Below are 22,446 nucleotides of genomic sequence, written 5' to 3' on the forward strand. Positions count from 1 at the left end.
GCCCCGGGGAGGGCGGGCTCTTCCCTGCCTTCCTCCTCTCACCAGTTCGTGCGCACGACCGGTTGTATGCCGCGATACCCCAATACCGCAGTACCTCAATACCCAATTTCGCTATTGCGGCATATGGCCGTACGGGCGTCCTGTCCCCACCCTACGGCGCGCGCCGCCGCGGTCACGCGGATCCCGGGCAAGGTGACCCGGGATCCGCGAGGCGACCGCGCTATGCCGCCAGCGCCGCGGCGGACAGCGCCCGGTAGGTCAGGACCCGGGCGAGGTGGGCGCGGTAGGCGGAGGAACCCTGGAGGTCGGCGGGGGGTGAGGTGCCTTCGGCGGCCTGGGCGGCCGCGGTGCGGAGGGCGCCTCCCGAGCCGTTGGAGGTGCCGTTGAGGTCGGCGCCGGGGGCGGCGGACTCGACGGCGGTGGCCCGGACGGGGACGGCGCCCATGTTGGTCAGGCCTACGCGGGCCTCCTCGATGCTCCGGGAGCCGTCGGAGACGCGGACGGCGGCGGCCACGCCGACGATGGCCCAGGACTGGGCGGTGCGGTGGAACTTCTCGTAGTGGAAGCCCCAGCCCTCGCCCAGTTTGGGGACACGGACGGCGGTGAGGATCTCGCCGGGTTCGAGCGCCGTCTCCAGGTAGTCGAGGAAGAAGTCGCGGGCCGCGACCACCCGCTCGCCGGAGGACGAGCGCACCACCAGTCGCATGTCCAGCGCCACGGCGACGGCGGGCAGGTCGCCCGCGGGGTCGGCGTGCGCCAGCGAGCCGCCGAAGGTGCCGCGGTGGCGCACGGCGGGGTCGGCGACCGTCGCGGTGGCCAGGGCGACCAGAGGGCACTCGGCGTTGACAATGGGGGAGCGGACCACCTCGTCGTGCGTGGTGCCGGCACCGATGTGGACATAGTCGTCCTCGTCGCGGACGCCGCGCAGCTCGCCGAGGCGTCCCACGTCGACCAGGACCGAGGGATAGGACAGCCGCAGCCGGAGCAGCGGCAGCAGGGACTGGCCGCCGGACAGCACCTTGGCCTCGTCCCCGGCGCCGCCGAGGACGTCCAGGGCCTCCTCCAGCGTGGCCGGGCGGACGTAGTCGAACGCGGCCGGGATCACGCGGCACCTCCGTTGATGGCTCGCCACACCCGCTCGGGGCCGCAGGGCATGGGCACGTCGTTGACGCCGTACGGCCGCAGCGCGTCGACGATCGCGTTGACCACGGCGGGGGTCGACGCGATCGTCCCCGCCTCGCCGACGCCCTTGACGCCGAGCGGGTTGGTGGTGGACGGCGTCTCGGTCCTGTCGGTGACGAAGTCGGGCAGGTCGGCGGCCGAGGGCAGCAGGTAGTCGGCCATCGTGGTGGTGAGCAGGTTGCCCTCGGCGTCGTACACGGCCTCCTCGAACAGGGCCTGCGCGATGCCCTGGGCGAGCCCGCCGTGCACCTGACCTTCCACGATCATCGGATTGACCACCTTGCCGACGTCGTCCACCGCGACGTACGAGCGGATCTTCACGGCGCCGGTCTCGGTGTCCACCTCGACCGCGCACAGGTGGGTGCCGTGCGGGAACGAGAAGTTGTCCGGGTCGAACGTCGCCGAGGAGTCCAGGCTCGGCTCCACGCCGTCCGGCAGGTTGTGCGCGGCGAACGTCGCCAGCGCCACCTCCTGGATCGTCTTGCCCGCGTCGGTGCCGCGCACCCGGAACGTGCCCTCGTGGAACTCGACGTCCTCGGGGGAGGCCTCCAGCATGTGCGCGGCGATCTGCTTGGCCTTCTCCTTCACCTTGTCGCAGGCGCGCAGCACCGCGATGCCGCCCACCACCAGCGACCGCGAGCCGTAGGTGTCCATGCCCTTGTGCGACACGGCGGTGTCGCCGTGCACCACCGAGACGTCCTCGAACGGCACGCCGAGCGCGTCGGCGACGATCTGGCTCCAGGCCGTCTCGTGGCCCTGACCATGCGGGCTGGACCCGGTGACCACCTCGACCATGCCGGTCGGCAGCATGCGCACGTCCGCGTGCTCCCAGCCGCCGGCCCCGTAGCTGAGCGAGCCGAGCACCCGGCTCGGCGCGAGGCCGCACATCTCGGTGAAGGTCGAGGTCCCGATGCCGAGCTGGACCGAGTCGCCCCGCGCGCGCCGGTCGGACTGCTCGGCGCGCAGCGCGTCGTAGCCGAACAGCCCGAGCGCCTTGTCGGTGGCCGCCTCGTAGTTGCCCGAGTCGTAGGTGAGGCCCGCGATGGTGGCGTAGGGGAACTCCTCGTGCCTGATCCAGTTGCGCCGCCGCACCTCGATGGGGTCCAGCTTGAGCTCGTGGGCCAGCTCGTCCATCACGCGCTCGATGGCGTACGTCGCCTCGGGCCGCCCCGCGCCGCGGTAGGCGTCGGTCGGCATCTTGGTGGTGAACACGCCCGTGCAGGTGAAGTCCAGGGCGTCCATCTTGTAGATGCCGTTGTACATGAACGCGCCGAGCAGCGGGATGCCCGGCGTGACCAGCATCAGGTAGGCGCCCATGTCGGCCAGCAGGTCCACCCGCAGGCCGCGGATGCGCCCGTCGGCCTCGGCGGCCAGGGAGATCCGCTGCAGCTGGTCACGGCCGTGGTGGACGGTGAGGTTGCCCTCCGAGCGCGACTCGGTCCACTTGACCGGCTTGCCGAGCCGCCGCGCCAGGAGCAGCAGCAGCACCTCCTCGGCGGTCACCTGGAGCTTGGAGCCGAAGCCGCCGCCCACGTCGGGGGCGATGACCCGCAGCTTGTGCTCGGGGATGCCGGTGACCTGCGCCAGCATGATGCGCAGGATGTGCGGGATCTGCGTGGCCGAGTGCAGGGTGAAGGTGTCGCCGTCGGTCTGCGCGACCACCGCCCTCGGCTCCATCGCCGAAGGGATGAGCCGCTGCTGCACGTAGGTGCGCTCGATGACCACGGGCGCGTCCTGGAACGCCGCGTCGGCGTCCCCGGCGGCGAACTTCCACACGAACGACCGGTTGCCCTGCTCGTGCACCTTCGGGGCGCCCTCCTTGAGCGCCTCGGTCATGTCCACCACGGCGGGCAGCGGGTCGTAGTCGACCTCGACGGCCTCCAGGGCGTCCGCCGCCTTGTACCGGTCGGTGGCGACGACGCAGGCGACGGCCTCGCCCGCGTACCTGACCTCGTCCACGGCCATCGGCGGGTGGTCGGGGATCACGATGTCCTCGGTGACCGGCCAGGCGCACGGCAGGCTGCCCTGCTCGCCGGCGAGGTCGCGCCCGCTGAAGGCCGCCACCACGCCGGGCAGGCCGAGCGCCGCCGAGACGTCCACGCGGGTCACTCGCGCGTGCGCCATGGGGCTGCGCAGGAACGCCACGTAGAGCATGCCGGGCAGCTGGATGTTGTCGGTCCATCGGGTGCGGCCGGTGACCAGGCGCGCGTCCTCCTTGCGGCGGCGCGCCGCGCCCACCTCGGTGCGGCCGGGGACGGGCTCGCCGAGCATGTCGTTCTCGGTGATGGTGCGGGCCACCATCCCGGCGTCCAGTTCCTCGGTCATCGGGCGCCCTCCCCGCCGGTCGCGGCGGTCTCCTGGCCGCTCATGCCGTGGGCGCCGCGCCGTACGGCCCGGACGATGTTGGTGTAGCCGGTGCACCGGCACAGGTTGCCCTCAAGGCCCTGGCGGATGGCGTCGTCGGAGGGGTCGGGGTCGTCCTTGAGCAGGTCGATGGCCGCCATGATCATGCCGGGGGTGCAGTAGCCGCACTGCAGGGCGTGCTCCTCGTGGAAGGCCTGCTGCATGGGATGCCAGCCCCCTCCGTCGCCGGAGAGGCCTTCGACGGTGACGACGTCGGATCCGTCGGCCTGGACGGCCAGGATCGAGCAGCTCTTGGCGCTGCGGCCGTCCAGCATGACGGTGCAGGCACCGCAGTTGCCGGTGTCGCAGCCGATGGGTGTGCCGGTCCGGCCGATGCGATCGCGCAGCAGATGGACGAGCAGCAGCCGGGGCTCCACCTCCTCCTCGTACGCGATTCCGTCGACGGTGACGGTTATACGGGTCATTCGTCCTCCATGCGCGCGCTGTCCGGCCGTCCTCGCTGACGTACGGCCATGGGGCCGTGGTCCCGTGCGCGGCCAGTGCGGACCTCGCTGGAGGTGGAGCTTCGGCAGGCGCCGGGACCTGGCGAGCGCACTAACGGGGATCGAAGTGATTGGAGTGAGAACCGACAAATGCGAAAGTACGCCTATCGGCTCCCCGGTCAACCCCCGTGGTGGTAAAACCCGCGCCCCACCCGTCTCAGCGCTTGCGCGACACGCGCGCGATCACCGCGAAGAAACCGGCGAAACCCAGGCCGAACACGAGGCTGAGGAGCATCGTGAGGGCGTCGGGCGCCGGCTCCACGAGGTATCTCACTCCGATCCCGACGAACAGCAGGCCGGAGAACAGCGACAGCCAGTCGGTGCGGTGCCAGTACCGGCGCTCCTTCTTCACCGGCGCGCCGTCCGGGCCGATCTCCCTCGCGTCAGGCCGCACGGCGCACCTCCACGTCCCCGATGCCCGCCTTGACGTGCAGCTCGATCACCGGCACCGGGCCGGTCACCGGCACGTCCGGCTCCAGCACCCCGTTGTGGGTGATGTCCGCGCCGCCCTCCACCTTGTGCTCGATCTTGACGTCGCCGAGGCGGGTCTGGCCGAACACCTCGACCCTGGCGTCGCGCGGCACGATGACCTTGATCTCGCCGATGGCGACCTCGGCGTCGAAGCGCGTGCGCGACCCGGGGGTCAGCTTGGTGTCGCTCAGGTCGAGCGTGCCGTCCCCGAGGCCCACCGAGTAGGTGCGCTCCAGATGGCTGGTGTCGACCGGCTCCCAGGTGTAGCTGCCGATCTTCTTCGGGATGTCGCTCACGCTCGCCCCGCCGATCAGGACGAGGGACAGGATGGTCCCGGTCGCGACCAGCCCGGTGCCACGGTCGAACCACGTGGTGACGAGCAGTCCCGCGCCGACGATGATGAGTGCCACTCCGCCGATCAACGGCAGGTGGGACGGGCTTGGCGGCGCCTGCGCAGCGACCATGATGCCTCCGACCAGGAACGCGATGAACGTGGTGATCCCGCCGATGTAGGCCCTCGGCCGCTTCTTGGACTTCTTCGCGGGGGCCTGACCGGTGCCGGACTGGCCCCAGTAGTGGTAGGGATCTTGGTACGGCCGCTGGGCGTAGGGGCCGTGGGGGGCGAAGGCCTCGCCCGAGGAGTCGTAGCCGCTCGTCCGGCCCGGCCTGGTGGCGGGCGACGGGAAGGCGGGCGGCGGGACGGTCGCGGACGCGGCGGCCAGCCGCGCGTCACGCGCCAGCTCCGACAGCGACCGGTACGGCGGCGGCGAGCCCGGCGCCTGCGCGCCCGGTTCCTGTGCGTCCGTCTGGACGCCCGGTGCCTGCGTGCCCGGTGCGTGCGCGGGCGGCGCGTCCTGCGGGTAGTCCGTCGCGGGCATCCCGGTGACGGGCGTGCCAGTGGCGGGCGAGAACTCCTGCGGAGGGTACGGATAGGGCGCCGGGGCGGGCCGGCGGCCGGAGGTGCGCAGGCGCTCGGGGAGCGACCGGGCCAGGCCCAGAAGGTCCACGCCGCGCGAGTGCGCCACCAGCAGGGAGATCGCCAGCAGCGTGCCGACGACGACGGTCGCCGTGCCGATGCCGTCGGCGGCGAGGTTGATGACCAGGCCCAGCGTGAAGATCGCGCCGAGCACCCCCAGCACGGTCTCGGGATCGAAGATCCGGCGGCTCCACTGCTCGGCGTACCCCGGGCCGCCGTCCGGCGCCCGCATCAGCAGGAACGCCGCGACGTACAGCATGATGCCGATGCCGGAGCCGATGACCAGGGCCGCGAAACCCACCCGGAAGATCACGGGGTCCATCCCCGCGTACCTCCCGAGGCCCGCGCACACCCCGGTGATCATGCGGCCTTCGTTGCTGCGGGCGAGCACGCGCTCCTCGTCCACAGCCGCGAAAGTAACGTCTCCGGGCTGCGGGCCGGGTTCGCCTGCTTCTGTCATGGGTCCATCCTGGCGGCGGCCGGTCCCCCGCCACCATCCGGGAGACCCCTGAGTCGTCCCCGAGCCCTCAGGGGGTGGGTCAGGGAGCGCCCTGATGCGCGGGGGGTCGTTCACGTGTGACGATGCATGGGAGATGAGCGAGACTCCCACAATCCCCGAGGCCCCCCCGAGGCTTGTCCGGCCGATGCGCGGCCGGCTGGTCGCGGGCGTCGCCGAGGGCGCAGCCGGCCAGCTGGGGCTGGACCCCGTCGTGCTGCGCCTCGCCTTCGTGCTGCTCAGCGTGCTGGACGGCGTGGGCATCATCGCCTACGCCGCCCTGTGGATGTTCACCCCGCGCGAGCCGTACGAAGGGGAGGCTCCGCCCCGCGACTGGGGCCAGTTCGTCGCCTACGCGGTGCTCGGCCTGGCGCTGACCGCCTTCGGCTGGCTCACCGGCGCCGCCAGCGGCGGGGTCGGCACCTGGTCCATCGCCGTCGGCGGCATCGGCACGCTGATCCTCTGGCAGCAGGCCGAGCCGGGCCGGCGGCAGCGCTGGATGACCGACGCCGTGCGCCAGGTGCGCCGTTCGTGGGTCCGCACCGCCCTCGGGCTGATGCTCGTGGTGATCGGCGCGATCGGCTTCCTCGCCGCGCAGGGCAAGCTCGCCGAGGCCCGCCCCGGGCTGCTGTTCACCGCCGTCGTGGTCGGCGGCATCGGCCTGATCGCCGCGCCGTGGCTGACCGGCCTGTGGAAGGAACTGCAGAAGGAGCGCCGCGAGCGCATCCGGCAGGAGGAGCGGGCCGAGATGGCGGCGCACGTGCACGACTCGGTGCTGCACACCCTGACCCTGATCCAGCGCAACGCGAGCGACCCGTTCGAGGTGACCCGGCTGGCCAGGTCCCAGGAGCGCGAGCTGCGCAACTGGTTGTACCAGCCCAAGGCGGACGCCGACGCGTCCATGGCCGCCGCGGTGCGCCGGGTGTGCGCCGAGATCGAGGACGAGCACGGGGTGCCCATCGAGATCGTCTGCGTGGGGGACTGCGACCTGGACGACCAGCTGCGTGCCATGCTTCAGGCGACCCGGCAGGCCATGGTGAACGCGGCCAAGTACGCCGAGGCGCCGGTCATCTCGGTGTACGCCGAGGTGGAGGGCGAGGAGGTCACCGTGTTCGTCCGTGACCGGGGCAAGGGCTTCAGCATGGACGACGTCCCCGACGACCGCATGGGCATCCGCCAGTCGATCATCGGCAGGATGGAGCGTCACGGCGGGAGCGCCCGCGTAAAGACTGGACCGGGCGAGGGTACGGAAGTAATGCTGACGATGAAGCGGGAACGGGTGTGAACCGGCGGCCCGCCCTCACGGTGAGAAGGAAACTGCGGTGAACGTGGTCAAGGTACTGATCGTGGACGACCACCGGCTCTTCCGGTCGGGCGTGCGCGCCGAGCTGGACTCCCGGATCGAGGTGATCGGCGAGGCCGAGGACGTCGACTCCGCGGTCTCCGCCATCGACGAGCTGCGCCCCGACGTGGTGTTGCTCGACGTCCACATGCCCGGCGGCGGCGGCCAGGAGGTCCTGCGCCGCGTGCTCGGGTCCGGCGCCCAGGTCCGGTTCCTCGCCCTCTCGGTCTCCGACGCCGCCGAGGACGTCATCGGGGTCATCCGCGGCGGCGCCCGGGGGTACGTCACCAAGACGATCAGCGGGCGCGAGCTCACCGACGCCATCGTCCGCGTCTCGGAGGGGGACGCCGTCTTCTCGCCGCGCCTGGCCGGTTTCGTGCTGGACGCCTTCGCCTCCACCGAGGCGCCGTCCATCGACCCCGAGCTGGACTCCCTGACCACCCGCGAACGCGAGGTGCTGCGGCTGATCGCCCGGGGCTACGCCTACAAGGAGATCGCCAAGGAGCTGTTCATCTCGGTGAAGACGGTCGAGACCCACGTCTCCTCGGTCCTGCGCAAGCTCCAGCTGTCCAACCGCCACGAGCTGTCCCGGTGGGCCACGGCCCGCCGCCTGGTCTGACCCGGCGCACCGTTCCAGTAGGTCTCACTTTGGTGGAGCGGTTGTGCGGGGAACGGTTCGGTCCGCCAGGATTGGAACGTGACCCCTCGCACAGTGCTTTCTCTGGTCCTGCTGGCCGTACTCGTCACCGGGTGCGGGGGCTTGAACGTTCCGGACGGCTCGGGCGCGCCCGACTCGTCCGGGTCCTCGCAGCCCGAGCCGTCCGTGTCCGCCGGGCCGTCCAAGGACGAGCAGCCCGCCGGCCAGACCTTCGAAGAGGACGTCCAGCTCGCCCGGACCCTCACCGAGAAGTTCTGGCAGCAGAGGTTCGAGGCGGCCGGCCAGTCCTACCGGCCGCTGACGCGCTTCGAGGCGTACTCCGGTGACGGCGGGCCCGACTGCGGCGGCCAGGCCTCCGTGCCGAACAACGCGTTCTACTGCCCGGTGGGCCACTTCGTCGCCTACGACGAGGACTGGATGCGCTCGCTGTACGACCAGCTCGGCGACGGCTCGGTGTACGTCATCGTGCCGCACGAGATCGGGCACGCCGTGCAGGCCCAGCTCATGCGGGACTTCAGCTTCAGCGTCGAGCGCGAGCTCCAGGCCGACTGCTACGCCGGGGGCGCGCTCGGCGGCCTGGTGCAGAGCAAGCAGTTGCAGGCCGAGGACGGCGACGAGGACGAGCTGATGACCAACCTCGCCGCGGCGGGCGACCCCACCGACGCCTGGTGGCGCGAGGACGCGCACGGCACCGCCGCCCAGCGCCAGCAGTCCTTCGCCGGCGGCTACAACGACGGGATCGACTCCTGCTGACGTAGCCTGCTGGTCGTAGGCGGGGGCGACCACGAGCGGACGGGCGGCCATGGACGGGACGGCGAGGGGGACCGGCTCGGCGCATGGCGCGGGGACGGTGCGCGGGATCGGCTTGGCGCACGAAGCCGGGACGGCGCGCGGGACCGGGGCATCGAAGGATCCGAGGCACCTGCTGCCGTCCGGGCTCGCCGTCCTCGTGGCGGCCAACGTGCTGAACAACCGCGTCGTCCCCCGGTTGGCGCCGGTCACCTCGGCGGTCGCGGCGGGCACACTTCTGTACCTGGCCCGGCGCTCCGGCGTGACCTGGCGGGAGATGGGATTCGGCCAGAGCGGGAAGGGCTCGCGCATCGGCGGCGCGCTCGCGGCGGCCGTCACCGCCGCGTACGCCGGGGGCGTGCTGCTCCCGGCCACCCGGCGGCTGTTCCACGACGAGCGGGCGCTCGGGCTGTCCCGGGCCCGCCTGGCCGAGGAGATCCTGGTCCAGGTCCCCGTCGGCACGGTGCTCCTGGAGGAGATCGCCTTCCGCGGCGTCCTGCCCGCCGTCCTGCGCCGCTCGCACGGCCCGGCCGCCTCCGTCGCCGGTTCCTCGGCGCTCTTCGGCCTCTGGCACGTCCTGCCGGCCCTCGACATGGCCGCCGCCAACCCGGCCCTCGGCGCGCTCGCCGCCGCCCAGGCCCCCCCGCCGGAGGACCGCGGGACGTCACGATGGCGGCGCGCGGCCCGGGGCCTGCGGCCGAGGCCCGGCGCGGCGGCCGTCGTCGCCGGGACCGTGGTGTCGACCGGCCTGGCGGGGGTGTTCTTCCACGAGCTGCGGCGGCGCGGCGGCCTGCTGGCGCCGTCGCTCACCCACCTGGCCACCAACTCGCTGGGCTTCATCGCCGCGCGGGCGGCGGCCCGGCTGCCGGTACGGCCGGAGGATCAGGGCGTGGGCACCACCAGGAACGACTCGGCGTAGGTGCCCGGCGGCAGCCCGCCGGCCTCGGCGTTGCGGGCCAGGAAGCCCCTGACGAACTCCTCCAGCGAGTCGTCCATGTGCCCGATCTGGCTCACGTGCGCCCTCAGCGCGGCCAGCTTGCGGTCCACGGTGGCGGTGACGTCCACGAAGTGGTTGGGCGTCTGGCCGCCCGACAGCCACACCTCGCGCGCCACCCACGGCTCCAGCCCCTCCTCGGCGAGCAGCTCGGGGAAGGCGTACGGGTTGCGGGCGTCGGGATAGACCGCGTCCAGGGTGGCGCTGCCCACCGCCCGGTGGTCGGGGTGGCTCGGGCTGATGCGGATGTAGTTGCGCTCCGGCGTGGAGGTGATCACCCGGTCCGGCCTGACCTGGCGGATCACCCGCGCGATGTCCTTGCGCAGGCCGAGGGTGGGCTCCACGGTCCCGTCGCGGTACCCGAGGTACACCACCTCCTCGACGCCGACCCGCTTGGCGGCCTCGGCCTGCTCGGCCCGGCGCAGCACGGCCATGCCCTCGTGGTCGGTCTCCCGGTCGAAGCCCCCGGCGTCGCCGTCGGTGACCAGGCAGTACACGACCTCGATGCCCTTGTCGGTGAAGGTGGCGACGCTACCTGCCGCGCCGAAGTCCACATCGTCCGGATGCGCGACCACCACGAGAATCTTGGCGATGTCGGCGTCGTCTAGCGCGGTCACGGTCGTCCTCCTCCGTCGCGGCGTTCGAGCAGGCCGCGTCATATGGGCATTGTCCCGGCATTTCCAGCCTGCCGGTACATCGCCCTCGGCGGAGCGGCGGCCCCGGCGGTTCCGTGGTTTTCAGGGGTGGGGAGGGGGCGGAAGAGGCGGTCATTGTCGGTGGGGCGCCATACGCTAGGGGGCGTGTCGTCCCGTGCCGTGAACCCCGCCGTTGATCATCCACTGCTCGACGGGCTGAACCCCGAGCAGCGGGCCGCCGTCCTGCACGAGGGCGGCCCCCTGCTGATCGTCGCGGGCGCCGGGTCCGGCAAGACGCGGGTGCTCACCCACCGCATCGCCTACCTGCTGTCCGAGCGCGGCGCGCAGCCGCAGGAGATCCTGGCGATCACCTTCACCAACAAGGCCGCCCGCGAGATGAAAGACCGCGTCGAGCGGCTGATCGGCCCCCGGTCCAAGGCCATGTGGGTGATGACCTTCCACAGCGCGTGCGTGCGCATCCTGCGCCGCGAGGCCAAGCGGCTGGGCTTCACCACGAGCTTCTCGATCTACGACCAGGCCGACTCCCAGCGCCTGATGGCCATGGTCTGCCGCGGGCTCGACCTCGACCCCAAGCGCTACCCGCCCCGGTCGTTCTCCGCCCAGGTCAGCAACATGAAGAACGAGCTGATCGACTACGAGACCGCCGCCGCCCAGGCCAAGACCCACCTGGAGCGCACCCTCGCCGAGGCGTACCGCACCTACCAGCAGCGGCTCACCGAGGCCGGCGCGATGGACTTCGACGACCTGATCATGCTGACGGTCACGCTGTTCCAGCTCTTCCCCGACGTCGCCGAGCACTACCGCCTCCGCTTCCGCCACGTGCTGGTCGACGAATACCAGGACACCAACCACGCGCAGTACATGCTGATCAGAGAGCTGGTCGGCCTCGCCGAGCTGCGCACCGCCGACGGCGACCTGGTGCGCGAGGGCGCGGTGGCCCCCGCTGAGCTGTGCGTGGTGGGCGACGCCGACCAGTCGATCTACGCCTTCCGCGGCGCGACCATCCGCAACATCCTCGAGTTCGAGCGCGACTACCCCTCGGCCCGCACCATCCTGCTGGAGCAGAACTACCGCTCCACCCAGACCATCCTGTCCGCCGCCAACGCCGTGATCGCGCGCAACGAGGGCCGCAAGCCCAAGAACCTCTGGTCCGACCAGGGCGCCGGCCCCCGCATCGTCGGGTACGTCGCGGACAACGAGCACGACGAGGCCATGTTCGTCGCCCAGGAGGTCGACCGCCTCGCCGACGACGACGGCGTCACGCCCGGCCAGGTGGCGGTGTTCTACCGCACCAACGCGGCCTCCCGCGTCTTCGAAGAGATCTTCATCCGCACCGGCCTGCCGTACAAGGTGGTCGGCGGCGTGCGGTTCTACGAGCGCCGCGAGGTCCGCGACCTGCTGGCGTACCTCCGGGTGCTGGCCAACCCCGGCGACACCGTCTCGCTGCGCCGCGTGCTGAACGTCCCCAAGCGCGGCATCGGCGAGCGGGCCGAGGCGATGGTCGAGGCGTTCGCCTCCCGCGAGCGCGTCCCGTTCTGGGAGGCGCTGCGCCGCGTGGACGAGGCCCCCGGCCTCGCCACCCGTTCGGTGAACGCCATCCGAGACTTCGTGGCCCTGCTCGAAGAGCTGCGCGGCAAGGAGCTGCCCATCTCCGAGCTGGCCGAAGAGGTCCTGGCGGTCACCGGGTACCGCACCGAGCTGGAGACCTCCGGCGACCCCCAGGACGAGAGCAGGCTGGAGAACCTCAACGAGCTGGTCTCGGTGGCCCAGGAGTTCGAAGAGGCCAACCCCGACGGCACGCTGGTCGACTTCCTCGAGCAGGTCTCGCTGGTGGCCGACGCCGACCAGATCCCCGAGGGGGAGGACCACCAGGGCGTCGTCACGCTGATGACCCTCCACACGGCCAAGGGCCTGGAGTTCCCCGTGGTGTTCCTCACCGCCCTTGAGGACGGCGTCTTCCCGCACATGCGCTCCCTCGGCGAGCCGCGTGAGCTGGAGGAGGAGCGCCGCCTGGCGTACGTCGGCATCACCCGCGCCCAGCAGCGGCTCTACCTCTCGCGCGCCGCCGTGCGCAGCTCGTGGGGCGCGCCCGCGTTCAACCCCGCGTCGCGGTTCCTCGCCGAGGTGCCGTCCGACCTGGTCGAGTGGCGCGGCGACCCCGCCAAGTCCGCGTGGAGCGCCGCCACCACCCGGGAGAGCCGCCCGGCCGCGCCGAAGAAGTCAGGCGGCCGGGTCATGCCCAGCCTCAGCCCCGGAGACCGCGTCAACCACGACTCCTTCGGCCTCGGTACCGTGGTGACGGTCGACGGCGCCGCCGAGAAGACCAAGGTCAAGGTCGACTTCGGGTCCGGCGGCGAGAAGACCCTGCTGCTGGCGTACGCGCCGCTGGAGAAGCTGTAGCCGCGCGCCGGAATGCCCGGTGGCATTCGGTGGGTTTTGTGAATTTTGTAGGAATTCAGGGGTATGTGATTACCCCACCCGCGCTGGCAAAAGGCCCCCCGGCGGGCTGTCCACGTGCTCGCGGGGGCTAGGCTTCTGAGGCCAGGCCTCCGGCAATTCGCGGATCCCCGGGGTCTGGTCCTCAACGTAGAGATGGCAGTCAGCCGGACAAGCAAGGACGGACCCTCGTGGACCTGTTCGAACATCAGGCGAAGGAGCTCTTCGCGGAGTATGGCATCCCGGTGCCGCGCGGCCGTGTCGCGCACACCGCGGAGGAGGCGCGCGCGGCGGCCCAGGATCTGACCGGGCGTGTCGTGGTGAAGGCACAGGTCAAGACCGGGGGACGTGGCAAGGCGGGCGGCGTGAAGCTCGCCGACGACGCCGCCGACGCGCAGGGCAAGGCCGGCGACATCCTCGGCATGGACATCAAGGGCCACACGGTCCACAAGGTCCTCGTCGAGGAGGCCAGCGCCATCGCGGAGGAGTACTACTTCTCCTTCCTGCTCGACCGGGCGAACCGCACCTTCCTCGCGATCTGCTCCGCCTCGGGCGGTATGGACATCGAAGAGGTCGCGCACACCGCCCCGGACCAGGTCGCCAAGATCCCGGTCTCCCCGCTGACCGGCGTGGACCGCGTCCGGGCCCGCGAGATCGCCAAGGCCGGCCACCTGCCCGAGGCCGCGCTGGACGGCGCCGCCGAGCTCATCGAGAAGCTCTGGGCCGTCTTCGTGGACGAGGACGCCACCCTGGTCGAGGTCAACCCCATGATCCTCACCAAGGACGGCCAGGTGAAGGCCCTGGACGGCAAGGTCACCCTGGACGACAACGCGTCCTTCCGGCAGGCCGAGCACGAGTCCTACGCCGACAAGGCCGCCGAGGACCCGCTGGAAGCGCGGGCCAAGGAGAAGGACCTCAACTACGTCAAGCTGGACGGCTCGGTCGGCATCATCGGCAACGGCGCCGGCCTGGTCATGTCCACACTGGACGTGGTCGCGTACGCCGGTGAGTCCTACGGCGGGCAGAAGCCGGCCAACTTCCTGGACATCGGCGGCGGCGCCTCGGCCGAGATCATGGCCAACGGCCTCGAGATCGTGCTGTCCGACCCCAGCGTCAAGTCGGTCTTCGTCAACGTCTTCGGCGGCATCACCGCCTGCGACGCGGTCGCCAACGGCATCATCTCCGCGTTCAAGCTCCTCTCGGACCGCGGCGAGGCCGTGACCCACCCCTTGGTCGTCCGGCTGGACGGCAACAACGCCACCCTCGGGCGGCAGATCCTGTCCGACGCGGGCCTGCCCCGCGTAGAACTCGTCGACACGATGGACGACGCGGCCAAACGTGCCGCCGAGCTCGCCGCGGTAGGTGCGAAGTAATGGCTATCTGGCTGACCGAGAACAGCAAGATCATTGTCCAGGGCATGACCGGCTCGGAGGGCTCCAAGCACACCCGCCGCATGCTCAAGGCCGGCGCGCAGGTCGTCGGGGGCACCAACCCCCGCAAGGCCGGCACCACCGTCGACTTCGACGGCGTCGAGCTCCCCGTCTTCGCCACCGTCGCCGAGGCCATGGCCGCCACCGGCGCCGACGTCACGGTGATCTTCGTCCCGCCGGCGTTCACCAAGAGCGCCGTCATCGAGGCGATCGACGCCGAGATCCCCCTCGCCGTCGTCATCACCGAAGGCGTCCCGGTCCACGACACCACCGAGTTCTGGGCCTACGCCATCTCCAAGGGCGCCAAGACCCGCATCATCGGCCCCAACTGCCCCGGCATCGCCTCCCCCGGCGCCTCCAACGCCGGCATCATCCCCGCCGACATCACCACGGCCGGCCGCGTCGGCCTGGTCAGCAAGTCCGGCACCCTGACCTACCAGCTGATGTACGAACTCCGCGACATCGGCTTCTCCACCGCCGTGGGCATCGGCGGCGACCCGGTCATCGGCACCACCCACATCGACGCCCTGGAAGCCTTCCAGGCCGACCCCGGCACCGACGCCATCGTCATGATCGGCGAAATCGGCGGCGACGCCGAAGAGCGCGCCGCCGCCTACATCGAACAACACGTCACCAAGCCGGTAGTCGCCTACGTAGCAGGCTTCACCGCCCCCGAAGGCAAGACCATGGGCCACGCCGGCGCCATCGTCAGCGGCTCCGCCGGCACCGCCCAAGCCAAAAAGGAAGCCCTAGAAAAGGTAGGCGTAAGGGTAGGCAAAACCCCCAGCGAAACCGCCCGCCTGATGCGCGACCTCATGCGCTAAACCCTCACCCCGCACGGCGCCCTCCACCAAGGAGGGCGCCGTACGCATGTCTCCAGGGCTGTCATCTCGCACCGCGCCCCTGGAAACGGCCCTCGCTCCGCTCGGACTGTCCTCATCGGGGCTCCCGCCCCAAACCCCAAGGCAGGGGCTCCGCCCCCGCACCCCCGACCACCCAAGCGCCACCTGTTGTTGGGGTGCCACCGGAATACGGCAGAAACGGGCCGCGGCTTGATCGCTGTGTTGTTCGCGCTCGCCTGGGCGTGGACTACGACGCCGCCGGAGTCCGGGCGATCGCGGCCGAAGCGATCGCAACGGGCGACAGCGGTGTCCCGCCCCGTCGTCGTGGACCTGGGAGGCCGGCTTCCTGCTGGCCTGCACGGGCCTACGAGCTACTTATAGTTTCGCGTCGCACCAGTACACAAAACTAAAAGTCACTACGAGTTTTCTGCGCGACCAGCTGAGATGCCGCACTCCCAGAAAGGAGACTCCTTGGCGGGAAGAACTCCATCGGTCACCAGCGCTTGGTGAACCACACTGTCTTGCCTCGGCCGTCTCGTTGAGGGTCGATACCCATAGGTCGACGAGAGCGCCGACGATGTGCAGGCCACGGCCGTGTTCCTCGTCCTCGCTCACCCGGGGATGCGGGATGAAGAGGTCACCGCGGTCGGCCACCTCCCCGCCGAGGCACCGTCCTGCGACCCGCAGGGTTACGGTGATCGGGTCCCCACCATGCAGCAGGGCATTGGTGCACAACTCGCTGATCACCAACTCGGTCTCTTCGATGAGATTCGGCAGGCTCCAGCCGGTGAGCGTCTCGCCCGGTCTACATGCGGATCGCCGACCAACTGCGACGCCGAATCCTTTCCGGTGAGCTGGCCAAGGAGGACCGGCTGCCGTCCACGCCTGAGATCGCTCGCGAGTACAAGGTGGCGCGCAACACCGCTTCCGACGCATTGGGCCTGCTGGTTACCGAAGGGCTGGCGGTCGCACGTCCCGGTTCGGGTACGTACGTCCGGGCCCGGGCCCGTCGTCAGCGCCTCGTACGGACCTGGCATCGCAACGCCATGGGCGGGTCGCCGTTCGCGCGGCTGATGGAGGATTACGCGCGGGTCGGGTCGTGGGACTACGAGAGCCGGACCGCGAGGGCCCCCGAGGCGGTGCGCGGCCGCTTGGCGCTGACCGAGCCCGGCGATGAGCCCGACGCGATGCACACCAGCTACGTCTATCGCAGCGACGGCCGCCCAGTGCAGCTCAGTGAGAGCTGGGAACCCTTGTCCCTTACCCGTGGAACACCCGTCGTCCTTCCCGAAGACGGCCCGCACGCGGGCGCCGGCGTAGTGGAACGCATGCGGCTGATCGGTGTAAAGATCACTCACGCGGCGGAGGTGGTCTCGGCCCGCCTCGCGCTCGCCACAGAGTCCTCGGCTCTCGACGTGGCACCGGGCGCCATCGTGCTGACCATCGAGAGAACCTTTCTATGCCGACGCACGCCCCGTGGAGACCGCCGACATCGTGATCCCGGTGGATCGGTACGAGGTGGTTTACGGTACGTCGACGTGGGACGCGCCGCAGTAGCCCGAGGCATCGCCGGACCTACTCGTGTGGGCGTTTGGGGAAGAGCGACGGGCGCCGTCGTGTGAGCAAATTGGTGCGGCGGGTTACCAGAGGCGTCCATAGAAGCGCGAAACCCGGCCTACTCTCCGTCCGGAGAGCTGCCGGGCCCACTTCCACAGGCTACTGCCCGTGACTCCTCCATGATGAAGCGTGACTGGAGCTCAGTCAACAGCCTACGGCTGCTGGCCGGGTCGCACTTATTGCCGGGCCGAAGATCCGGTTCCGCACACCTGTCGTCCTCGGGGCTTGCTCTCGCGCAGGTCGGCACCCCGTCTTTAGGTTCCTGTGGCCCGCGGATCATCGCGCTCATTGCTCCGGAATCTCTTCAACCGGCATGTCGAGAACGCTTGGTCGGCGCCGACTGGTCAGTGAACGACGAGGAAACGAGGGAGAGACCATGTCCACTGTTGGCCGGTCCGCGAACAAGGAGACCGTCGAGCGGTATATCGATGGGTTCAACAAGTCCGACCATGAGCAGGTCCTGTCGTGTTTGACCGACGACATCGGGTGGACCGTGTTCGGTCACTTCCGGATCAGCGGCAAGGAGGCTTACGACGCCAACATCGAGGGGCCGGACCCGGTCGGTGTTCCGCCGAAGGTGACGATCACGCGGATGGTGGAGGAGGACGACGTCGTCATGGCGGAGATGAGGCTCGAGGCGCTGCGGAAGGACGGCACGGTGATGCGTGCCGCGATGGGGGAGGTGTTCGTGATGCGTGACGGTCTGATCTGTGAGCGCCGGGCGTACGTCGTGCCGCTGGCCGAGAACGACTACAAGTGACGGACGACCCCCGGCCGTTGGGCGGATCACCGGGAGCGGGTCGCCGGGGCCCGGCAGGCTGGTCACCGTGGCGGTCGCCTACGGAGGAGGGTGGGAGTAGCGGCGCGCGTTCTCGGTCTTTTCAAAGAGTCTCGGTCACGGGACGGCGGCCGCCGAGGTGGGCGGGAAGGGCGGTGAGGGCCGCCACCACCAGTACGGTCGCCAGCACTAAGGCGAGTAGTTGCCAGGGTGGCGGAAGGGTGGCTCTGTCGCTGTCGCCGCCGGTGATGGCGTTGATGGCGGCGAACAGTGCGTAGCCTCCCGGGAAAACGCCTAGGACGGCGCCTGCGAGGGCGGGGAGTACCTGTGCGGCCGCCATCGCGGCGCTCACGTCACCGGGGGTGGCGCCTAGGGCGCGGGCCAGGGCCGACGAGTGGCGGTTGTCGAGGACCGTCGCCCAGGTGATGAAGACGGCGTTGACCGCCGCCAGGCAGAGCAGTATGACGATCCAGACGAGGAGCACCTCGCGCAGTAGCCCCACCTGCGCGTCGTCGTATCCGCCGGTGAGTGGCTGGGTGGCGAGGAAGGCGTTGAGCACCAGGACGACGAAGATCCCGCTGACGGTGATCGCGATGCTGACCACACCCAGCACGACGCGTCGCGGGCGGCGGGCGGCGACCCGCAGGGCGAGAAGCAGCGGGACGGGTAGTCGTCGCGAGATCGCGATCAGCCAGCCGGTGCGGCGGGGCGGGCGTGCCGAGTCGGCCAGCGCGTCGACGGTGCTGGCGCGGGCGGCGCGCACGGACGGGACGACGGTCGCGACGACCGCGACCCCGAGCGCCACGCCGGTCACCAGACCGGCCGTGGAAATGGTCATCGACGGTGTGCCCGCGCTGCCGATGAGGCCGGCACCGGACTCGGTGAGCAACGGAGCGGTCAGCGATCCGGCCACCAGCCCGGCCGCCGCCGCGACGACGGCCACGAGGACGTACTCCGCGAGCAGCACGGCGGCGACCAGGCCCGGTGTGCCGCCGGCAGCTTTGAGCAGCCCGACGCGTCTGGTCTGATCGGCCATCCGGCCGCCGACCAGCACGGAAAGGCTGGCCACGGCGAGCAGGCCGAGCAGCCAGGCTCCGATCAGCAGAAGGATCTGGGAGTCTCTGGCCAGCTCGGTGGCGTCTTCGAGGATGTTCTCCCAGGACTGCATGATCGGGGCGCGGTTCGCGTCGGCGAACGCCTGGGCCTCGTCCGGGTCGGCCAGCTTCAGGTTCATCACGTAGGACAGGGAGGCCGGATCCGGGGTGAGGCTCCGCACATCGGCCTGAGTGAGCCAGACCAGACCGGGATTCCGCAACAGGCCCGGAGGAAGCTCGGACAGCTGCTCGGGGGTCGCACCGTTCGCGCAACCGGCGGCGACGATGCAGGACGTCCCCGGGTAGGGCGACACGGCGGCGGTGACCGCGACGCCGACGACCTCGAACGACCGGCCGTTCAGGGTGACCGGATCCCCGACGCGCACCTTGAGCGCGTTGGCGAAGGCGGCCTCGACCACCACGCCGCCACTGCCGATCCAGCGGCCCTGGACCACCTCGGGCTGGTCGACCGCCGCGGGCGCGGCGTCGCGACCGACGGCCTGCACATCCGACGTCCGGCCGGACGCCTGAAGTTCCGCCCCGGCGACCGGGTACGGTCCGCTGTGAGCGACGACGCCGGGAACGCCGGCCAGTTCCTCAAGGCCGGAGAGCTTGGCGGACTGGCTGGCGGCGACCACGTCGGGTCCGCGGGTCGCCTCCCGGGTGCTCTGGTACGGGTCGGCGGCCGCGTCGCGCAGGACGAGCCCGAGGGTCAGCGTGGTGGTGGCCGCCATGATGGCGATCAGCAGAAGCGCGGTCTCGACGCGCCGCCGCCGGAGGTCACGCACGGCGAGGCGGGCCACGAGCAGGATGCGGCCCATCAGTCCTCCAGCCCGGCGAGGGCGCCGAGCTGCCCGGTGGTGCCGCCGGTCAACCTGGTCTCGTCCACGAGCACGCCGTCGCGCATCGAGATCATCCGGCTCGCGGTGGCCGCGATCCGCACGTCATGGGTGACGATGACCAGCGTCTGGCCGGACTCGTGCAGGCTCTCGAAGAGCCGGAGGACGTCCAGGGTGGCGGCGCTGTCCAGGTTTCCGGTCGGTTCGTCGGCGAGGACGACCGACGGTTCGTTGCTCAACGCCCGGGCGACCGCGACCCGCTGCCGCTGGCCACCGGACAGCGCGGACGGCAGGAAACGTGCCCGGTCGGCGAGCCCGACCTGCTCCAGCAGCTCCTCCGCGCGCCGTCTGGCGGCCCGCGGCGAGCGTCCGGCCAGCAGCGCCGACAGCTCGACGTTCTCGACGGTGGTGAGCTCCTCCATCAGGTGGAAAGCCTGGAAGACGAAGCCGATGGCGTTCCGCCGCATCCGGGCCAGGTCCCTCTCGCTGACGTCGTCGATGCGGCGGCCGTTCAGCGACACCTCGCCACCCGACGGCCGGTCCAGCCCCCCGAGCAGGTGCAAAAGCGTGGACTTCCCGCAGCCGCTGGGCCCCATCACCGCCACCGTCTCTCCCGCGACGATGTCGAGATCGACCCCGTCGACGGCGCGCACCAGCCCTTCCCCCTTGCCGTACTCCTTCCGCAACCCGCGGGTGCGAAGTACGGCCGTGTCGGCGGCGTTGCTCACGATCCACTCCTCCGGTGGGTCCAGTTCTTCTCACATGCCTCAAGCCACCGCAGGTCCGCCTGGAGCCGGAGCACGATGCCCTCCAGCAACAGCCCCGCGGACGAACGGTCCGGTTCGGCCATGGCAGCGCGCTGGGCGTCCCGCAGGCGGCGCAGCAGCTCGCGGCGCTGGGTGTCGACGACGGTGAGCGGATCGGCCAGCCCGGCCGACGCGGCCGCGATCAGCTTGAGATGGAACTCCGCGAGGTCGGGCCTCGGCCAGCTCACCTCGGCGATCCACTCGGCCACCCGCTGCTGCCCGTCGGCGGTGAGCGCGTACACCTTGCGATCCGACCGCTCACCGTCCTCGGCAGACCTCTCGACCGCCAGCAGCCCGGCCTTCTCCAGCCGGTTCAACGTGACGTAGACCTGCCCCGCGTTCATCGCGTCCCCAAGAGGACCGAGCGCGTCCCGCAGCCGAGCCCGAAGCTGGTACCCGTGCGACGGCTCCTTGGCCAGCATCGCCAGCACGACTTCCTGCTGCATTGGCCCCTCCTCTAACCGTTAGCCCCTACGTCTAACGGTTATCCCCTGCCGCCGTCAAGTTCTCACGGCGAAGCGGCGGTGGCGGACGAGGATCACGGCGATGGCGCCACGGGACGCCGCAGAGGGATTAGTCATAGGTGTGCCTATGATAGTTGTGGCTATCATAGGCATCGTCATGATGAACCCACGTGGACGTGGAAGGGCAGTCGTTTGCTGGAGAAGCCGGAGCGTTTGTTCGGCCGGGACACCGAGTGGGACGTCCTCGCGGACTTCGTTTCCTCCCCCGTGGAGGGCGCAAGTCTTGGGCTCGTCTACGGCCGGCGCCGGCAAGGCAAGACCCTGATGCTCGAACTGCTGGCTCAGCAGACCGGCGGGTTCCTGTTCGGCGCGACCCAGCAGACCGAGGCGCAGAATCTCGCCGATCTCGGAGCGGCCTACGCCGCCTACCGAGGGCTGCGCCAGGCCGTGGTCTTCCAGACATGGCGTGAAGCCATCGACGAAGTGCTCCGGATCGGGGACGAGCAGGCCGTCCCGCTCATCATCGACGAGTTCCCCTACCTCGTCTCGGTCACCCCCGCGCTGCCGTCCTACCTCCAGCAGGCGCTCAGCCCGCTCGGGTACGCGAAACAGCACACCAGGACCCGGATGATCCTCTGCGGCAGCGCGCTCACCACGATGGCGCAACTGCTCGCCGGTGGCGCGCCCCTGCGTGGGCGGGCGGCCATGGAACTGGTCGTGCGTCCGTTCAGGTTCCGCGAGGCCGCCGCGTTCTGGGGCGTGGAGCACGACCCGGAGCTGGCGTTCCGGCTGCACGCCCTGCTCGGCGGCACCCCTGCCTATCGGGAGATGAGTGGCGGCTCGGCACCCGCCGACCTGGCCGGGTTCGAGCGCTGGGTTCAGCGCCGTCTGCTGAGTCCGGCCTCCGCGATGTTCCGCGAAGGTGCCCTGCTCCTGCGGGAGGAGCCCTCCATCACCGATCCGACCTCGTACGCGGCCACACTGAGCGCGATCAGCGCCGGCAACCACCGGCGTTCGGAGATAGCGGCGGCACTCGGACGTCCGAGCAGCGCACTGGCGCACCTGCTGTCGGGCCTGCAGGACATCGGCCTGATCGAGCAGACCGACGACGCCCTGCGCGGCAAGCGCAGCGTCTTCCGTATCGCCGAACCCGTCGTACGCCTGCACCAGCTCCTCATCCGGCGCCACGAGGCCGAGCTGATCGCGGGCCGCGCCGACCGCGTCTGGCGCACCAACGCCGACACCGTCGCCTCCCAGATCTACGGCGCCCACTTCGAGGACCTCGCCCGCCAGTGGTGCTTCGAGCACGCCTCCCCCGAAACCCTGGGCGGCACCGCCACCGCCGTACGCCCCACCGAACTCCCGTGCCGCGAACACCGCCAAGGTCACGAGCTGGACGTCGTCGTCACAGAGACGACCTCCTTCGCCCCCGACCGCATAACCGCCATCGGCGAAGCCAAGAGCACGGAGCTCCCCATCGGCATCCCCCAACTGGAACGACTGGAGCACCTCCGCGCCCTCCTCCCTAGCACCAAGATCACCTTGCTCCCTAAGCTCCTCCTGTTCTCCCGCACCGGCTTCACCCCCGACCTCACCCACCTCGCCGCCCGGCGCCCCGACGTCGAACTCGTCTCCATGGAACGGCTCTACGGAGGAGACTGAGCGCTCCG

General features: G+C 70.7%; 20 protein-coding genes. 10 read left to right on the top strand and 10 right to left on the bottom strand.

What is annotated here, in order from left to right; all coding sequences use genetic code 11:
• Positions 1-220 precede the first annotated feature (220 nt).
• From ACFP1K_RS05945 to ACFP1K_RS05965, 5 genes are all read right to left on the bottom strand, one after another.
• Positions 221-1,105, bottom strand: coding sequence for an FAD binding domain-containing protein (locus ACFP1K_RS05945; protein ID WP_380747748.1), 885 nt, complete (start codon positions 1,103-1,105; stop codon positions 221-223).
• Positions 1,102-3,453: a xanthine dehydrogenase family protein molybdopterin-binding subunit gene (locus tag ACFP1K_RS05950; protein WP_380748097.1), complete on the bottom strand. Its 2,352-nt coding sequence runs from the start codon at positions 3,451-3,453 to the stop codon at positions 1,102-1,104. Before ACFP1K_RS05950 ends, ACFP1K_RS05945 begins: the two co-directional genes overlap by 4 nt.
• A gap of 50 nt (positions 3,454-3,503) precedes the next feature.
• Positions 3,504-4,010 carry a (2Fe-2S)-binding protein gene (locus tag ACFP1K_RS05955; protein ID WP_380747750.1) on the bottom strand — a complete coding sequence of 169 codons (507 nt, stop codon included), beginning with the start codon at positions 4,008-4,010 and terminating at the stop codon, positions 3,504-3,506.
• A gap of 235 nt (positions 4,011-4,245) precedes the next feature.
• The gene (locus ACFP1K_RS05960) at positions 4,246-4,482 is read right to left on the bottom strand and encodes a hypothetical protein (protein WP_380747752.1); all 237 of its coding nucleotides are present in this window, start codon (positions 4,480-4,482) and stop codon (positions 4,246-4,248) included.
• On the bottom strand, positions 4,472-5,941 hold the full coding sequence (locus ACFP1K_RS05965; RefSeq protein WP_380747754.1) for a PspC domain-containing protein: 1,470 nt from the start codon (positions 5,939-5,941) through the stop codon (positions 4,472-4,474). Before ACFP1K_RS05965 ends, ACFP1K_RS05960 begins: the two co-directional genes overlap by 11 nt.
• Positions 5,942-6,128: 187 nt before the next feature.
• Between ACFP1K_RS05965 and ACFP1K_RS05970 the strand changes: the two genes are divergently transcribed.
• The 4 genes from ACFP1K_RS05970 (at position 6,129) to ACFP1K_RS05985 (ending at position 9,739) form a co-directional block, all read left to right on the top strand.
• Positions 6,129-7,316 carry an ATP-binding protein gene (locus ACFP1K_RS05970; RefSeq protein WP_380747756.1) on the top strand — a complete coding sequence of 396 codons (1,188 nt, stop codon included), beginning with the start codon at positions 6,129-6,131 and terminating at the stop codon, positions 7,314-7,316.
• Between the two features lie 37 nt (positions 7,317-7,353).
• Positions 7,354-7,992, top strand: coding sequence for a response regulator (locus ACFP1K_RS05975; protein WP_380747758.1), 639 nt, complete (start codon positions 7,354-7,356; stop codon positions 7,990-7,992).
• Between the two features lie 78 nt (positions 7,993-8,070).
• Positions 8,071-8,784, top strand: coding sequence for a neutral zinc metallopeptidase (locus ACFP1K_RS05980; RefSeq protein WP_380747760.1), 714 nt, complete (start codon positions 8,071-8,073; stop codon positions 8,782-8,784).
• 112 nt (positions 8,785-8,896) lie between these two features.
• Positions 8,897-9,739 (top strand): CPBP family intramembrane glutamic endopeptidase, encoded by an 843-nt coding sequence (locus ACFP1K_RS05985; protein ID WP_380747762.1) that lies wholly within the window; start codon positions 8,897-8,899, stop codon positions 9,737-9,739.
• On the opposite strand, the gene ACFP1K_RS05990 is transcribed toward ACFP1K_RS05985, so the two are convergent.
• Positions 9,703-10,431: a PIG-L deacetylase family protein gene (locus tag ACFP1K_RS05990; protein WP_380747764.1), complete on the bottom strand. Its 729-nt coding sequence runs from the start codon at positions 10,429-10,431 to the stop codon at positions 9,703-9,705. The genes ACFP1K_RS05985 and ACFP1K_RS05990 overlap by 37 nt on opposite strands.
• Positions 10,432-10,614: 183 nt before the next feature.
• On the opposite strand from ACFP1K_RS05990, the gene pcrA reads away from it, so the two are divergent.
• The 3 genes from pcrA to sucD all read left to right on the top strand — a co-directional run bounded on the left by pcrA (position 10,615) and on the right by sucD (position 15,160).
• Positions 10,615-12,870 carry a DNA helicase PcrA gene (pcrA, locus tag ACFP1K_RS05995; RefSeq protein WP_380747766.1) on the top strand — a complete coding sequence of 752 codons (2,256 nt, stop codon included), beginning with the start codon at positions 10,615-10,617 and terminating at the stop codon, positions 12,868-12,870.
• Positions 12,871-13,097: 227 nt separating this feature from the next.
• Positions 13,098-14,279 (top strand): ADP-forming succinate--CoA ligase subunit beta, encoded by a 1,182-nt coding sequence (gene sucC / locus ACFP1K_RS06000; RefSeq protein WP_380747768.1) that lies wholly within the window; start codon positions 13,098-13,100, stop codon positions 14,277-14,279.
• Entirely contained in the window at positions 14,279-15,160 is an 882-nt protein-coding gene (gene sucD, locus ACFP1K_RS06005) for a succinate--CoA ligase subunit alpha (RefSeq protein ID WP_380747770.1), read from the top strand. The genes sucC and sucD overlap by 1 nt, the downstream gene beginning before the upstream one ends.
• 393 nt (positions 15,161-15,553) lie before the next feature.
• Here sucD and ACFP1K_RS06010 read toward each other — a convergent pair whose 3' ends face one another.
• Positions 15,554-15,955, bottom strand: a complete 402-nt coding sequence (locus tag ACFP1K_RS06010; RefSeq protein WP_380748099.1) for an ATP-binding protein — start codon at positions 15,953-15,955, stop codon at positions 15,554-15,556.
• A 32-nt stretch (positions 15,956-15,987) separates the two neighbouring features.
• On the opposite strand from ACFP1K_RS06010, the gene ACFP1K_RS06015 reads away from it, so the two are divergent.
• Positions 15,988-16,800 (top strand): GntR family transcriptional regulator, encoded by an 813-nt coding sequence (locus tag ACFP1K_RS06015; RefSeq protein WP_380747772.1) that lies wholly within the window; start codon positions 15,988-15,990, stop codon positions 16,798-16,800.
• A gap of 371 nt (positions 16,801-17,171) precedes the next feature.
• Positions 17,172-17,555: a nuclear transport factor 2 family protein gene (locus ACFP1K_RS06020; RefSeq protein WP_380747774.1), complete on the top strand. Its 384-nt coding sequence runs from the start codon at positions 17,172-17,174 to the stop codon at positions 17,553-17,555.
• Between the two features lie 121 nt (positions 17,556-17,676).
• On the opposite strand, the gene ACFP1K_RS06025 is transcribed toward ACFP1K_RS06020, so the two are convergent.
• From ACFP1K_RS06025 to ACFP1K_RS06035, 3 genes are read right to left on the bottom strand one after another with little or no spacing between them, the layout of a single operon-like run.
• The gene (locus ACFP1K_RS06025) at positions 17,677-19,488 is read right to left on the bottom strand and encodes an FtsX-like permease family protein (protein WP_380747776.1); all 1,812 of its coding nucleotides are present in this window, start codon (positions 19,486-19,488) and stop codon (positions 17,677-17,679) included.
• Entirely contained in the window at positions 19,488-20,234 is a 747-nt protein-coding gene (locus tag ACFP1K_RS06030; protein ID WP_380747778.1) for an ABC transporter ATP-binding protein, read from the bottom strand. The genes ACFP1K_RS06025 and ACFP1K_RS06030 overlap by 1 nt, the downstream gene beginning before the upstream one ends.
• Positions 20,231-20,758 (bottom strand): PadR family transcriptional regulator, encoded by a 528-nt coding sequence (locus ACFP1K_RS06035; RefSeq protein WP_380747780.1) that lies wholly within the window; start codon positions 20,756-20,758, stop codon positions 20,231-20,233. The genes ACFP1K_RS06030 and ACFP1K_RS06035 overlap by 4 nt, the downstream gene beginning before the upstream one ends.
• Positions 20,759-20,968: 210 nt before the next feature.
• Here ACFP1K_RS06035 and ACFP1K_RS06040 point away from each other — a divergent pair, with 210 nt between their 5' ends.
• Positions 20,969-22,438, top strand: a complete 1,470-nt coding sequence (locus ACFP1K_RS06040) for an AAA family ATPase (RefSeq protein ID WP_380747782.1) — start codon at positions 20,969-20,971, stop codon at positions 22,436-22,438.
• Positions 22,439-22,446: the final 8 nt, after the last annotated feature.

The sequence above is a fragment of the Sphaerisporangium aureirubrum genome (assembly GCF_042658925.1).
GTDB classification, from domain to species: Bacteria; Actinomycetota; Actinomycetes; order Streptosporangiales; family Streptosporangiaceae; genus Sphaerisporangium; species Sphaerisporangium aureirubrum.

What these genes read in the sequence shown, in the direction of transcription:
- ACFP1K_RS06020 (WP_380747774.1), top strand. Translation starts at nt 17,172, where the DNA reads ATGTCCACTGTTGGCCGGTCCGCGAACAAGGAGACCGTCGAGCGGTAT.
- ACFP1K_RS06015 (WP_380747772.1), top strand. Translation starts at nt 15,988, where the DNA reads ATGCGGATCGCCGACCAACTGCGACGCCGAATCCTTTCCGGTGAGCTG.
- ACFP1K_RS06035 (WP_380747780.1), bottom strand. Translation starts at nt 20,758, where the DNA reads ATGCAGCAGGAAGTCGTGCTGGCGATGCTGGCCAAGGAGCCGTCGCAC.
- sucD (WP_380747770.1), top strand. Translation starts at nt 14,279, where the DNA reads ATGGCTATCTGGCTGACCGAGAACAGCAAGATCATTGTCCAGGGCATG.
- ACFP1K_RS06025 (WP_380747776.1), bottom strand. Translation starts at nt 19,488, where the DNA reads ATGGGCCGCATCCTGCTCGTGGCCCGCCTCGCCGTGCGTGACCTCCGG.
- ACFP1K_RS05955 (WP_380747750.1), bottom strand. Translation starts at nt 4,010, where the DNA reads ATGACCCGTATAACCGTCACCGTCGACGGAATCGCGTACGAGGAGGAG.
- ACFP1K_RS05950 (WP_380748097.1), bottom strand. Translation starts at nt 3,453, where the DNA reads ATGCTCGGCGAGCCCGTCCCCGGCCGCACCGAGGTGGGCGCGGCGCGC.
- ACFP1K_RS05970 (WP_380747756.1), top strand. Translation starts at nt 6,129, where the DNA reads ATGAGCGAGACTCCCACAATCCCCGAGGCCCCCCCGAGGCTTGTCCGG.